The following is a 13,712-nucleotide window of genomic DNA, read 5'->3' on the forward strand; positions in this document are numbered from 1 at the left end:
GGGGCGGAGGTGCGGCATCGCCGGCGGCGGGAGGACCGCACGATCTGGCACCGTGCGACCGAGGACGGTATGGCCACCTGGACCGCGTTCCTCCCCACCCCGCAAGCCGCGCAGTTGGATGCTGCCGTCGATGCGCACGCCGCCACGTTCGGCGATGACGGGCGCACGCTGAACCAGAAGCGGGTGGACGCCCTGTATGACCTGGTCGTCAACCGCCCCGCCGGAGACGCGACCCCGGTGGCCGGTCGGCGGCGGTGGTGCAGGTGACGGTGTCGATGGACACGTTGATCGGGGTGGATGAGGAGCCCGGACAGCTCAAGGGCTACGGGCCGATCAGTGCTGGGCAGGTGCGGGAGGTGGCTTTCGCTCCGGGCACGATCTGGCGGCGTCTGATCACCCACCCGAAGACCGGGCTGCTGGTCAAGACCGATCCGACCACCTACAAGCCCACCGCCGAGACCCAACGCCACGTCACCGCCCGCGACATGACCTGTACCTTCCCCTCCTGCCAGATGCCCGCCCACCGCTGCGACCTGGACCACATCCAGCCCTTCAACCACGAGAACCCGCAAGCGGGTGGGGCGACGGAGCCGGACAATCTGATGCCGCTGTGCCGACGCCACCACCTGTTGAAACACCGCACCGCATGGCAGGTGCAGCGCAACCCCGACACCGGCGAAGTCACCTGGACCGCACCGACGGGCCACACCTACACCAACCCACCCCAGCCCCAGCGGGCCGCCACCGGCGCCAGCCCCTTCGCCACCGCGCGGAGGGGCCCACACCCCTGCCCGAAGCCAGAAACCGGTACCCACCCTGCGCGGCCACCGGGCGGGCAACACCTGGCCGGGGCCACGGCCCCTCGGCGTTGATGTGTACCGGCGACGGCGGGCCCCTCGGCCTCCACGGGCACGAGCCGTCCACAGCCCCCACCGACCAGCAACCGGCAACCGGCAACCGGCGAGAGGCGAGAGGCTAGAGGTAAGGGGCAAAAGGCAAGAGGCAACCGTCGAGAGGAGAGAGCAGAGCCCGCCGCGCCGCTACCCGCCACGACCGTCACCACCGACAGCCCGCCACGACGAACGGGAAAGCCGAGAAGCCCAGGCGCGCGTGTGCTTCCGCGCACCCCCACCGGCACCAGCCACGCCATGCTTCTTGAGCCGTCCCCGGGCGCGCACAGCGCCGGATAGACGACCGACCCCCGGCCCACCCCCAGCACGGGTGCCGTAACCCCCACCACAACGACAACGGGCAGCCCGCGACGCACCCGCCACCACCATCGCGCCGCCCACCCGGCGCCGTAACCCCAACCACCCACCGCCGACCGCCAACCGCCGATGCCGCAGTCGGCGCCCCAGAGGCTGAATCGGGCCGGGGCTTGCTGGCCGTCGCGCTCCGCCTCATCACAAGCGGCACCTGAGAGCCCATGCCGCGCAGGTCGTCGGCGCGCTCCGCGCCGTCGAGGTGAGGCAGGACCGGGACAGTGACGCCGCCTACCGCGATCTGGCCGCCATGCTGCTGACGATCGCCGAGCGCTATACCGAGGGCCGGATAGGGGAGTTGCTGGACGAGGCCGACCTGGCCGGGGCTGAACCGGTCGTCGACCGCGCGGGTCTCCGGTTCGCCGCGGCGGGCGCCCTGGTGCTGGGGGTGCTGGGGGCGGCCTCGTGGAGCGGCGTGCCGGCGGAGGTCATGGGTCCGCTGCTCGGTGTCACGGTCACGACGGCCCTGGTCGTGACGTACGGCATCGGCATTCCGAGTCCCTCGGATCTCCTCGACATCGTGCGCGGCGCCGACCGGAGGTAGTCCGCCGCGGTCCCGGCCCGGGCGTGGCCGGCGGGCCGGGACCGCGGGATGCCCGGGATGCCTGGGGCGTCCGGGGTGCCCGGGTCAGCCCAGGGCGGACGCGAGGAGTCCGGCGGTCTCGGCGATCAGCTCGTTGTCCGGTGCGGCGTCGGGGTCGGGCTTGGTGGTGAGGACGGTCAGCACGATGGGGGTGCGGTCCGGGGTCCAGGCGACGCCGGCGTTGTTGTTGGTGCCGTAATGACCTCCGCCGGTCTTGTCCGCGAGGTCCCAGCCGGCGGGCAGACCGGCGCGGAAGCGCTCGCCGCTCGTGGTGTTGGCCAGCATCCACCCGGTGAGACGCTCGCGGTCGGCGGGCGGGAGCGTGTCGCCGACGATGAGCCGGGTGTAGGTGCGGGCGATGGCGCGGGGGCTGGTGGTGTCCTCCACCCGCCACGGTTCGGCCGAGTTGAGCTCCGTCTCCCACCGGTCCAGGCGGGTGGTGCGGTCGCCGACCGAGCGGCAGAAGCGGGTGATGGCGCGGGGGCCGCCGAGTTCGCGGAGGAGGAGGTTGGCGGCGGTGTTGTCGCTGAAGCGGATGGCGGCGTCGCAGAGTTCCCCGACGGTCATGCCCTGCGCCACGTGGTCTTCCGTGACGGGGGAGTGGTCGACGAGGTCGGTGTCGCTGTAGCGGATGCGCCGGGCCAGGAACTCGCCGCGCCGGTCGTGGTCCCGGAGGATCGCCGCGGCGGCGACCGGCTTGAACAGCGAGCACATCGCGAACCGCTCGTCGGCGCGGCGGACGACGGTCTCACCGGTGTCGAGATTCCGTGCGAACACCCCCAGCCGTGCGCCGTGTTCGGATTCGAGGGCGCGGAGCCGCCGGGAGACCTCCCGCGCGCGCCCGGAGGGCGGCGGCGAAGCCGTGGGTGAGGCCGGTGTCTCCGGCCCTGCCGCCGAGGCGGCTCCGCCCGAGGGGACGCAGGCGGCCAGGGCCGCTCCGGCGCCCAGGACGAACAGCGTGCGGCGGGCCGGACGGGTTCCGTGTGCCGTGTTCAAGACCGTGACTCCTGACGGATGAGGGGGTGGTCACTGACCGGGCCCGGTACGGGTGGACCAGACCAATCCCCAAGACGCACCCGGGCCGTGTCCGGTTCTGGGATCCGCGAAAGCTGCCCGCGGACGCCCGCGTAACGCGCGGACGTCCGCCTCGGATGGGGCCGAAGGACCCGGTCCGGCACCCGGAGGACCCATACGCCCCGCCGCCGCACCGCCCTACGGTCGCGCAGCGGACCCGGCGGCGGCTCGCTCCGCCGCCGGCGCCGATGGACCCTCCGCGCCACGCCTGCCCGTGGCCGGCCCGCGTTCGCACCGTGAGGACAACCGTGCACCGTCCCCGTTTCCGCCCGCACCTCCGCCCCCGTCCCGAGCCGGTATCCGGCCGGGCGGCCGCCGTGCCGGTCGAGCTGTCCACCGTCCGGCCGGAGGCCCCGCCCGGGCGCCGGGGCTCCGTCCACGTCCCGTTCTTCACCGCCGCCGTGGTGTCCGTCCTCACCGTCGGGGCGTCGTGGGGCGTCCTCATCCTGTGGCGGATCGGCTTCGGGGAACGCTTCACCGGGGTGTCCGTCCACGAGATCAACGCGCACGGCTACGCGCAGATCACCGGATGGGTCGGGCTGTTCATCATGGGCTTCGGCTACCAGGCGTTCCCGCGGCTGTGGCGCACGGCCCTCGCCGGACCGCGCCTGGTACCGGCCGTCCTGGCAGCGACCCTCTCCGGGCTGGTGATGGCCGTCACCGGCATGGGCGCCGCCGGCTACCGGGCCGAGGGCGCGTGGGCCGTGGCGGCGGCCCTGGCCGGCAACGCCCTCGTGCTGGCCGCGTCCCTCGTCTTCGCCGCGCAGCTCCTCGTGACGTATCTGCGGAGCGGGGACCCGATGCGCCCGGTGACGGCCTTCATCGGTTCGGCGCTGTTCTGGTTCGTCGCCCAGGCCGTCTTCGGGCTCTGGCACACCTGGATGACCATGACGGCCGCCGACCGGGCCGACCTGCTGTGGTACATCGCCACCTACCAGGCCCCGCTGCGGGACATGCAGATTCACGGGATGGCGCTGCTGATGGTCCTCGGGCTGTCGAGTCATCTCCTGCCGCAGATGTTCGGGGTGCCGAGGACGCCGGAGCGCCGCGCCCGGACCGCCCTGCTGCTGATCAACGCGGGCGTCGTCATCGAGGTCGCCGTCTTCATCGCCTACCGCTGGGCGGACGACCACCGGCTCGCCGCCCTCCTGATGCCGCCCTGGCTGATGATCGCCGGCGGGGTGGCGGCCATGGCGCTGCCCTGGCGTCTGTGGCGGGGGCTGCCCCGGAACGATCACCGGTCCGGCAAGTTCGTCCGGGCCGCCTACGGATGGCTGGTGCTCTCGCTCGTCATGCTGCTGCTGATGCCCGTGTACCGGCTGGTCAGCGGCCTCGCGTTCAGCCACGCCTACTACGGGGCGATCCGGCACGCGATCACCGTCGGATTCGTGTCGATGATGATCATGGGGATCGCGGCCCGCGTGGCGCCCGCCCTGCGCGGCATCCATTCCGGCACCCCCGGCTCGCTCACGGGACCGTTCGTCCTGATCAACGTCGGCTGCGCGCTGCGGGTTTCGCTGCAGACCCTCACCGACTGGCATCCGTTCTTCTTCGCCGTCGTCGGGGTCAGCGGACTGCTGGAACTCGCCGCCCTCGTCTGGTGGGGCACCGGGCTGCTGCGGATCCTCCACGGACCCTCCGCGCCGGGACCCGGTGTGTCCCGGCCGGTCGTGCTGCGCCCGGTCTGATCCGGTGCGGGTCCGGGCCCGTGCAGGCGGGTACGGCTGACCGGGTGTGCCCGGAGGTGCGGGCCGGTGCGCGGGGATCGGTCCCCGCGCACCGGCCCGCGGACCCGGGCCGCCCGGCGGGGGCGGAAGAGCGGCCCGGGCTGTTGCGGGGCTAACCGGTGTAGTGGCCGGTCAGCGGGCCGAGGGCGGTGGTGAGGTCCCGCCCGTGGACGGGTGGCCGGTGCGGCGGGGCCGGACGGTCCGCCGCCGTTCCGTACCGGGGCGCCGTGTCGCAGACGGCCGGATCGGTGCCGCCGGCCGGCGGGGACGCCGGGCGGACCTCGCCCGCCAGGGTCAGCACCGCGACCGCCGCCGCGGCGGTCGTCACAGAGCTGAACACGCGCTCGTAGCGGTCCGGGACGCGTGCGCCCCGGCGCCGCCGGTGGGACGCGCGGGCCCGGTGCCCGGGGGACGGCGGAGACGGCACAGGCGGTGGAGGGGGCGCGGGCGGCTCGCCGCGGACGGCCCAGGACGGGACCGGCGGCGGTCCCGTCGGCCCGGAGTACGGGGACGGCGACGGGGGCGGGGCGGGGGAGCGGAAGGGCATGGGCGGCTCACTCCTCCCCGCCGGGCAGCCAGCGCACCTCGGCGACGGAAACGACCGCCGTTCCCTCGGTGTAGAGCATGAACGGCACGTCGACATGGCGCAGATCCATGCCCAGCTCCGCCAACTCGGCCAGCGGGACAGCCACTTCGTGCCACCGTCCCGGTGCGAGGCCCGCCAGCCGCTCCGTCAGGTCCAGGCCGGGCTGGGCCGGGTAGTCGTCGTGGCAGGCCAGCAGGAGCGGCCGGGAGGGCGGCTCGCCGATCCGGACGCGGAAGGCCAGCCGCCCGCCGTCCTCCGCGTAGCCCCGCAGGTCCAGCGGCTGCGCGTCCGGCTCCGGCCGCTCGGCGTAGACGAAGGCGACCGGATAGCCTTTGAAGGCGAAGGTGAGGGCGCCCGGGGGATCGTCCGGGCCGCCCGGCTCGGAGCGGACGATCAGGCAGTCCACCGGCTCCTCCGGTGAGACGTCCACCCGCGACCAGGTGTTGTGGCCGCCGATCCGGAAACGGTAGCCGGAGCCCGCGCCCAGCACCGGCAGCGGCCCGGCCGCCGGGGGCGGGGGAGTGGTGTCCTCGAAGGTGTCGAGCGGCAGCGGGTGGCGGTGCGGGTCCGTGTCGTCCAGCGACAGGCCGTAGCCGTACGGGAAGAGCGGGGCGTGCTCGCCCGCCGGCTCCTGCTCCTCCGGCGGGACCCGGTAGCCGGGGATGTGCGGCGGGATCCGGTTGGCGGCCGACGCGCGGCGGCTGCCCGGCCAGGTGAAGCCGAGCCGGCCGCGGAAGTCGTGGGCCCGCTCCCCGTCCGGGCCGGCGAAGAGGACGTCCGTGATGCCCCCGGCCTCGGTGCCGGGCAGCCAGGCGACCGCGAAGGCGTCGGAGAGGTTGATCTCCTCGGTGGTGTAGAGGGGGCGGCCGGTGAGCATCACCGTCACCACCCGCAGCCCCGCCGCCCGCAGCCGCCGCAGGGTCTCCAGATCGCGCGCGTAGGACGCCTTGAGCTCGGAGTAGGCCAGCGAGCGCCACGGTTTGACGGTGCCGCGCATCTCCGCGTACGAGTCCTCGCCGATGACGACCAGCGCCACGTCGTACGCCGTCGGGTCCACCGTGCCCGGGAACGGGTCCACGGTGCAGCGCTCCTCGCCGGTGATCCGCCGCACGGCTCCCGCGACCGTCATGGCGCCCGGCAGGTCCGGCAGTCCGACGTCATTGCCCTGCCAGGTGAGGGTCCAGCCGCCGGTCTGCTTCTGGATGGCGTCCGCGCCGCTCCCCGCCACCAGCACCCGGGAGGAGCGCGGCAGCGGCAGCACCCCGCCGGTGTGCTTGAGGAGGACGACCGACTTGCGCACCGCCTCCCGCGCCAGCGCCCGGTGCTCGGCGCAGCCCAGGACGGCGGTGTCGTGCGTCAGGGCCCGGTCGCGGGGCCGTGGGCGCTCCCACAGGCCGGCGCGCATCTTCACCCGCAGCACCCGCGTCACCGCGTCGTCGATCCGGGAGGCCGGGATCTCCCCGTCGCGGAGCCCGGCGAGGGCGTTGCGGTACACCGACTGCCACGCCTCCCGCCCGGCGACCATCAGGACGTCCAGCCCGGCGTTGAGGGCGTAGTTGGCGTTGCCGATGGAGCAGCAGGAGACCTCCGCGTGGGCGTCCCAGTCGCTGATGACGATGCCGTCGAAGCCCATCGCGCGCTTGAGCACATCGGTGAGCAGATAACGGCTGCCGTGCACCTTGGCGTTGTACGGCGGGCCGTGGTGCGGGGAGTGGTCGTAGTTGGCCGGGTTCTCCCAGCTGCTGAAGGAGGCCATCACCGACTGGGCGCCCGCGGCCAGCCCGGCGATGAAACCGGCGGCGTGGAGGTTGCGCACCAGGTCCTCGGAGGTGAAGCAGGTGCCGCGGTCGCCGCCCTCGGCGGTGCCGCCGTCGGCCACCCAGTGCTTGACGCAGGAGATCACCCGGGCCCCGGCGGTCAGACCGTCCGGGCCGCCGCCGCCCTGGAGGCCGGCCACCATCTCGCCCGCGTAGGCGTGCACCAGCTCCGGGTCCTCGGACCAGCCCTCGTAGTAGCGGCCCCAGCGGCGGTCGCGCGGTACGGTGACGGTGGGCGCGAACGTCCAGTCCATCCCCGTCGCGGCGATCTCTCGGGCCGTGGCCGCGCCGATCCGGCGCAGCAGCTCCGGGTCGCGGGCGGCGCCCAGACCGATGTTGTGCGGGAAGATCGTCGCGCCGTACACGTTGTTGTGGCCGTGCACCGCGTCGGTGGCCCACATGAACGGGACGCGGAACGGCCGGTCCGCGTATGCCGCCTCGGCGGCCTCCCAGTAGAGGTCGACCGTCTTCACCCAGTCCGCCGGATCGGCGTGCCGGTTGCCGCCCGGCCAGATCCCCGCGCCGTTGAGCGCCGAGCCGATCCGGTACGCGCGGACGTCCTCGGGCGTCAGCTCGGCCAGCTCGGGCTGGATCAGCTGCCCGATCTTCTCCTCGGGCGTCATCCGCGCCAGGATCGAGCGGACGCGCTCCTCGGCGGCCGGGTCGGCCGGCACGGCGGACTCGACGCGCGGCCACGCGGGCCAGTGGGCGAAGGGTGGCACCGATCCTCCTCGGGTGCGGGCGGGGGACTGCGGGGCGGCTGCGGGCGGGGACGGGGCGGGAACGGGACTGGGCGGGGACCGGCCGTCGGGCCGGCACCGCCGTCAGACCGGCACCCAGAACTGCTCGACCTCCCGGGCACGGACGCGGGCGGCGAAGACGTCCGGCACGACCGGCCGGTCCTGGGCGGGGCAGTAGAGCGTCACCTGGGTGCGGTGCTCGGCCAGCGCGGCCCGCTTGGTGTCCAGGTGCTCGCGGATGTCGAGGGACAGCAGCCGCTCGCCGCCCCCGGGGACGGCGCGGTCCGGTTCGCTGCGGTTGGTGAAGCCGAACTCGGCCTCCGTCTGCTCGTCCCAGACCACGAACTTCCGCAGCCGGGGCGTGAGTCCGAGCTCCCGGAGGCAGTCGAGGACCACTTCGCCCGTCAGCCGGTGGTCGGCGTTCAGTTCCCGGATCTCGTGTGGCAGGAAGACCTCCTCGACCTCCGGGTGGGCCTCCAGCACCGCGCGGACGCGGGCGCGGAACTCCGGCAGCGCCTCGGCGAGCGCGGTGTCGGTGAAGCCGAGGAACTGCACCCCGTCCGGTCCCAGGCCCAGCGCCCGGGCCGCCGCCTCCGCCTCCTTCTGCCGGATGCCGGCCAGCTCCTCCGGGGTGGGGTCGCTGTCGATGCCCAGCACGGCCTGGTGGGAGCGTGAGCCGTCGGTGGAGAAGACGATCTGCACCCGGGCGCCCTCGGCGGCACGGCGGGCGAGGGTGCCGCCGCAGGCGATCACCTCGTCGTCCTGGTGCGGGGAGAAGACCAGCACCTGGCGGGGCGGACCGTCCGGGCCGTCGGCGAGCGCGCGTTCGGCGGCGAGGTGCTCCGCGCAGCCGGGCAGCCCTCGCTCGCGGATGATGTCGTTGATGGCGAAGAAGTGGTTGCCGTCGACGAGCGAGGTGATGGGCGTGCCGTACTTGGAGGCGAAGTAGCGGTAGTTGGCCGCGACCGACCGCATGTTCTCGGTGTAGCTCTTGCCGTGCGGCACGTGCACGGCGCAGGCGTCGCGGTTCATGACGAAGACGGCACCGTCGCGGTGCAGCCGGTAGGAGAGGTCGACGTCCTCGGCGCCCCAGGCGCGGTACGCGTCGTCGAACAGGCCGACGGAGCGCAGCTGTTCGGTACGGGCGGAGACGTTGCAGGTCCACCAGACCAGCCAGGGCGCGGGCAGGGCGGCGAAGTCCTCGCCGTACTTCTCGTAGAACTCCTCGCGGATGTCCAGCCAGCGCCGTTCGCTCCGCAGCCCCGCCATGAAGGAGTCCGGGTCCGCGTAGTCGATGGCGCGTTCGATCTCGGCGCCGTCCTCGTTGTCCTCGTTGAAGCAGAAGACGTAGCCGCAGACGGCGACGGGCCGGTCGGAGGCGGCGTGGCTGTCCAGATGGGCGCGGAGCGCGCCGCTGTGCAGCAGCACACCGGAGTCGACGAGGACGCAGACGCCGCCCCGGGCGTTCGTGATCCCGGTGTTGCGGGCGCGGGCGACGCGGTAGCCCTCGTCGGGGTGGGCGAAGTAGCGCAGGGTCAGGCGGTCCTCGTACTCCGTCACCAGCCGCGTGGTGTCGTCCGTGGAGCCGTCGTCGACGACCAGCACCTCGAACCGCCCGGCCGGCAGGGTCTGCCGGGTGAGCGAGTCCAGGGTGTGCCGCAGCAGGCCCGCGCGGTTGTAGGTGGGGACGACGACGCTGACGTCCGGTCCGGGAGTGCTACTCATCGGTTCCTCCGGTGACGAGCAGAAGGGCGGCCACCGCGCTCAGCACGGCGCAGGCCCAGAACACTTGGGTGAAGCCGAGCCACTGGGCGACGCCGCCGGCGGTCATCCCGCCGAGGAAGCTGCCCGCCTTGAAGGAGGCCCCGTAGAGGGCCGAGGCGGCGCCGATCCGGTCGGACATGGCGTTCTGCAGGATGATCACGGGGATGCTGAGCACGATCGCCGTCCACAGCGCGTTGGGCACCTGGAGCAGCAGCAGTGCCACCGGCGACTCGGTGAACGGCAGCGCGGCGAAGAACAGCGTGGCGCAGACGGCCGCGACGGTCACCAGGCGCCATTTGCCGATCCGTTCGGCCTTCGCCCCCGTGTAGATCATCAGGGGGATCTCCAGGGCGGCGGCCAGCCCGAGCAGCAGCCCGGCGAAGCCCTTGCCCAGCCCCAGGTCCTTCGTGACGAACAGGGCGATGTTGATCTGGTAGATGCTGTTGACGGTCAGCATCAGCACGATGACGGCCATCAGGGACCGCACGCGCGGGGTGAGACCGGAGAAGGCGTTCCGGGGCGGGGCGGGTGCCGCGGTCTTCTCGGGCGCCGTCCCCGCCGTCCTCGCCGTCCTCTCGGTGCCGGCCGCGGTGTCTCCGGCCGCGCCCTCCGGCAGGCCCTCCGCCGCACCGTCCGCCGCACCGTCCGCCGCATCCGCCCGGGCGGGCCTGGTCCTCCCCGTGTCCGGCAGTGCCAGTGCGCACAGCGCCGCCGACAGCAGGTAGAACACGGCCGCCGCGAAGAACAGGCTGGAGAAGCCGCGGGAGGAGATCAGATAGAAACCGAACGGCGGGCCGACGATCCAGGCCACCGAGGTCACCGAGCGCAGCGCCGAGTTGAAGAACGCGGCGTCCGTGCCCCGGCTGTCCGCGAACTCCCGCGTGTAGGCGAAGAGCTGTGAGAAGACGGCGCCGCCGATGCCGAAGAAGAGGGCGCCCGTCACCAGCAGCGCGTAGTAGTCGCGCAGCAGCAGATAGCCGACCGCGCCGGCGGCCGAGCAGGCCGCGCACAGCGCGAGCAGGGAGCGCCGGCTCGACATCCGGTCGGACAGCGCCCCGACGACCAGGTCGGAGAGGATCTCGGAGGCCGCCCGCGCGGCGAAGAACAGCCCGATCATCAGCGGCGAGACCCGTACCGCGTCGGACAGGAAGAGGCTGGTGGAGGTGACGACCATGGCCCCGGCGACACCGACCATGCCGGTGACGCCGATCAGGCTGTTGAGCGCGCCGTCCTTGAGGACGCCGGCGACGCGCGTCTTGGCGGTGGCGGTGGTGGTGTTCACACTTCTCCCTGGCGCGGAACGGGTACGGGGCCGGGCTGCGGGACGCCTCCGGGCATCACCCGGGCACGGCCGTCGGCAGCCGCGAGCCGCGCCGCTGCCGGTAGGGCAGCCAGGGCGGGAGTTCGCGGCCGTCGGGGACGAGCAGCGCGGCCTCGTAGTCCGCCCGGCCGATCTCCCCGGCGGCCAGCAGACCGTCCCGGTCGGAGAGGGGGAGGGAGGCGAGGATGCGGTGCCGGAGATGGTCCAGGTCGAACAGTCCGTCGTAGGTGGCGGGGCGCGGCAGGGCCGGGCCCTCCGGGCGGAGCCGCGCCGGCGCCACGGTGCCGGACACCAGCCGCCAGTAGGCGGCGAAGGAGGTGCGCGGATCGGGGAGGGTGCCGGCGGTGAGCCCGATGCGGATGGTCTCCAGCCAGCAGTCGAGGTGGCGCCGCTCACCCGGCCGGCCGAGGTGCCGCTCGCACCAGGCGGCCGTCGTCCTCTCGTCCGGCAGCGCCGCCCGCCCCGCGAACACGGCCAGGGCCCAGGCGGCGATGGTCTCGAAGTAGGGGCAGGCGGTGCCGAACCCCTCGGTGTCCACCGGGGTGTTGATGACGGCGAGCGTCGGGTCGTGCCGGAAGAAGTGGTGCTCGTAGAGGTCCTCGCGGCGGAAGCCCTCGATGAAGCCGTAGTCCGGCATCCCGTAGCCCAGGCACAGCACCACGTCGTCGTACGAGCGTTCGCTGCCGTCGGCCAGCACCGCGGTGCCGTCGGGCGCGAAGCGCTCGAACGCCGGGCGGACCGTGATCCGGCCCCGGTAGACCCGGGGGATCGCCTTCTCGTTCACGTGGACGGCGCCGTGGAAGCCGTCCGCCGGCAGCAGGCCGGTCTGCCGGTACATCGCCATGTACTCGGGCAGCAGCCCGCTCAGCCAGGCCAGATAGTCCCGGTAGGGCATCTCCTCCAGCGCGACCCGGCCGGCGTACGAGAAGAGCGCGTCGTTGTAGACGCCCGCGCAGTCGCGCGGCAGGAACAGGGCCCGCCCGCGCACCGACCAGTCGACCCGCGCACTGGTGTCCGACAGATCGGCGGCGATGTCCGCGCCGCTCACCCCGCCGCCGACCACCAGCACCCGGCGGCCGGCGAAGTCCGCCGGGCCCCGGTAGGACTTGGCCGTCCACACCCGGACCGGGGCGGCGGGGCCCGGCATGTGCTCCGGCAGCCGGGGCTCCCACAGCTCACCGCTCGCGACCATCACCGCGTCGAAGACCCCGGTGCTCTCGCCCCCCTCGTGCCGGGCGGTGACCCGCCATCCGTCCGTCTCCCGCGCCACCCGGACCACCCGGTGGCCGAAGCGGCAGACCGGCAGCACCCCGAACGCCTCCGCGTAGGAGCGCAGATAGGCGTGCACCTGCGGCAGCGTGGGGAAGTCGTCCACGCCCCGGGGCGGGAAGTCCGAGAACGGGAAACTCATCCGCGAGCTCTGCATCCGCACCCCGGGGTAGGCGCCGCCGGAGGCCGGGTCCCAGATCCCGCCCAGGTCGGCGTTCTTCTCGTAGAGCACCACGTCATGGCCCTCGGCCAGCGCCTGCTTGGCGCTGGTGAGACCGGCCGGCCCCGCTCCGATGACTGCGATCCGCGAGCGTCTCCTGGCGCGGGGGAGCGACGCGGAACGGGGCGGGGCCGGCCGGGGTTCGGGTAAGGGCGACATGGCGTGGGGGTCTCCGGTGTGCCGTCAGATGAAGGGGTCGAAGTCGTCGACGGGCTCGGGCGGTTCGCGGTGCCGCAACCCGCCGATCTCGACGTTCACGGGGTGCCGCGCGCAGTGGAACCGGCAGTCCTCGCGCGGGTCGATGGCGGTGGTGTCGGCCCGGGCCCACATCTCCTCGAAGGACATCTCCGCGATGTCGCCCAGCTTCCCCTTCTCGTGGCCCCGGTGGTACGGGCAGATGTAGACACCGGTGGGGGTGACCGTGGTGCGCAGCTCGGCGACCGGGCAGGCCGCGTACTCCTTCTTCTGCACCGGGTCCGAACCGGACCGGACGGCCAGCCAGTTGGAGGACCGGAGCAGCCGGAACGACTCGTCCTCGAGCTTGCGCAGCCGGCTCCACTGCTCCTCGACCAGCTCCGTGTGCTCGGCGGCCTGGTTGACGGTGAAGTGGTCGGCGTCGAGCATCGCCTTCAGCTCGAAGTAGTCGCAGCCGATGTCCTTGGCGAGCTCCCCCGCCTGCTGCACCTCGGGGTAGTTGGTGGCCGTGAGCCGGCCCTCGCCGTCGAACCGCTGCATCAGCAGGAACGAGTAGCCGAGCCGCCCGGCCTTGCGCTCGGCCAGCCGCCGCATGTCCGCGATGATCTGCGGAAACACACTGGACTTGCGGCGGCTGGGCCGGAAGACGTCGTACGTCCCGGGGGTGGCCGCGTCCAGGGAGACACGGACCCAGGAGAGCATGGACGCCAGCTCGTCGAGATAGCGGCCGATCAGGGTGCCGTTGGTGACCAGCCCGATGCGGATGCCCGCGCCGTGCAGCACCTCGATGACGGTTCCGATGGACCGGTGCATCAGCGGCTCCCCGCCGCCGATGAGGATCACCGCCCGCACCCCGGAACCGGCCAGCTCGTGCGCGAGACCGGTGATCCGGTCCCGGGAGAACTGCCCCTGGTTGAGCACCCCCGAGCTGATGCACTCGGGGCAGGCGAGATCGCACAGGGTCGTCGGGTCCAGATCGACGACCAGCGGCCACTTCAGCCGCCGTCCCTGCGCGACCTCGCGCACCGCCGGCAGTACCGAGCGCTGGTACAGCTTGCCCACGAGGTCGAGCTTGCGCCCCACGTCGGCCGCGCCCAGCTCTCCCGGTAACTCCGGTTGTTCGTCCGCTCCGTACACGAGTCCCCCGTTCACTT

At 73.3% G+C, this 13,712-nt stretch carries 11 protein-coding genes; 4 read left to right on the top strand and 7 right to left on the bottom strand.

Annotation, left to right across the window (positions count from 1 at the left end; all coding sequences use genetic code 11):
• Window positions 1-9 precede the first annotated feature (9 nt).
• The 3 genes from SXIN_RS32845 (at window position 10) to SXIN_RS28145 (ending at window position 1,806) form a co-directional block, all read left to right on the top strand.
• Window positions 10-267: a DUF222 domain-containing protein gene (locus SXIN_RS32845; RefSeq protein ID WP_272951824.1), complete on the top strand. Its 258-nt coding sequence runs from the start codon at window positions 10-12 to the stop codon at window positions 265-267.
• 8 nt (window positions 268-275) lie between these two features.
• A complete protein-coding gene (locus SXIN_RS32550; RefSeq protein WP_238153884.1) occupies window positions 276-872 on the top strand; it encodes an HNH endonuclease signature motif containing protein in 597 nt (198 codons plus the stop codon).
• A 592-nt stretch (window positions 873-1,464) separates the two neighbouring features.
• The gene (locus SXIN_RS28145) at window positions 1,465-1,806 is read left to right on the top strand and encodes a hypothetical protein (RefSeq protein ID WP_019708579.1); all 342 of its coding nucleotides are present in this window, start codon (window positions 1,465-1,467) and stop codon (window positions 1,804-1,806) included.
• Window positions 1,807-1,890: 84 nt separating this feature from the next.
• Here SXIN_RS28145 and bla read toward each other — a convergent pair whose 3' ends face one another.
• Window positions 1,891-2,841: a class A beta-lactamase gene (bla, locus tag SXIN_RS28150; RefSeq protein ID WP_019708578.1), complete on the bottom strand. Its 951-nt coding sequence runs from the start codon at window positions 2,839-2,841 to the stop codon at window positions 1,891-1,893.
• 326 nt (window positions 2,842-3,167) lie between these two features.
• On the opposite strand from bla, the gene SXIN_RS28155 reads away from it, so the two are divergent.
• A complete protein-coding gene (locus tag SXIN_RS28155) occupies window positions 3,168-4,607 on the top strand; it encodes an NnrS family protein (RefSeq protein ID WP_019708577.1) in 1,440 nt (479 codons plus the stop codon).
• 151 nt (window positions 4,608-4,758) lie between these two features.
• Here the strand turns inward: SXIN_RS28155 and SXIN_RS28160 are convergent, their stop codons facing one another.
• The 6 genes from SXIN_RS28160 to SXIN_RS28185 form a co-directional block, all read right to left on the bottom strand.
• A complete protein-coding gene (locus SXIN_RS28160; RefSeq protein WP_157916352.1) occupies window positions 4,759-4,986 on the bottom strand; it encodes a hypothetical protein in 228 nt (75 codons plus the stop codon).
• A gap of 214 nt (window positions 4,987-5,200) precedes the next feature.
• Complete coding sequence (locus SXIN_RS28165; protein WP_019708576.1) at window positions 5,201-7,771, bottom strand: glycoside hydrolase family 3 protein; 2,571 nt, start codon at window positions 7,769-7,771, stop codon at window positions 5,201-5,203.
• A gap of 102 nt (window positions 7,772-7,873) precedes the next feature.
• Window positions 7,874-9,514: a PIG-L family deacetylase gene (locus tag SXIN_RS28170; protein ID WP_019708575.1), complete on the bottom strand. Its 1,641-nt coding sequence runs from the start codon at window positions 9,512-9,514 to the stop codon at window positions 7,874-7,876.
• Window positions 9,507-10,835 (bottom strand): MFS transporter, encoded by a 1,329-nt coding sequence (locus tag SXIN_RS28175; RefSeq protein ID WP_019708574.1) that lies wholly within the window; start codon window positions 10,833-10,835, stop codon window positions 9,507-9,509. The genes SXIN_RS28170 and SXIN_RS28175 overlap by 8 nt, the downstream gene beginning before the upstream one ends.
• Before the next feature lie 55 nt (window positions 10,836-10,890).
• A complete protein-coding gene (locus SXIN_RS28180) occupies window positions 10,891-12,522 on the bottom strand; it encodes an FAD-dependent oxidoreductase (RefSeq protein WP_019708573.1) in 1,632 nt (543 codons plus the stop codon).
• Window positions 12,523-12,546: 24 nt separating this feature from the next.
• Window positions 12,547-13,695 (bottom strand): radical SAM protein, encoded by a 1,149-nt coding sequence (locus tag SXIN_RS28185; protein ID WP_019708572.1) that lies wholly within the window; start codon window positions 13,693-13,695, stop codon window positions 12,547-12,549.
• Between the last annotated feature and the right edge of the window lie 17 nt (window positions 13,696-13,712).

The organism is Streptomyces xinghaiensis S187, assembly GCF_000220705.2.
Taxonomy (GTDB): Bacteria; Actinomycetota; Actinomycetes; order Streptomycetales; family Streptomycetaceae; genus Streptomyces; species Streptomyces xinghaiensis.

What these genes read in the sequence shown, in the direction of transcription:
- SXIN_RS28170 (WP_019708575.1), bottom strand. Translation starts at nt 9,514, where the DNA reads ATGAGTAGCACTCCCGGACCGGACGTCAGCGTCGTCGTCCCCACCTAC.
- SXIN_RS28180 (WP_019708573.1), bottom strand. Translation starts at nt 12,522, where the DNA reads ATGTCGCCCTTACCCGAACCCCGGCCGGCCCCGCCCCGTTCCGCGTCG.
- SXIN_RS32550 (WP_238153884.1), top strand. Translation starts at nt 276, where the DNA reads ATGGACACGTTGATCGGGGTGGATGAGGAGCCCGGACAGCTCAAGGGC.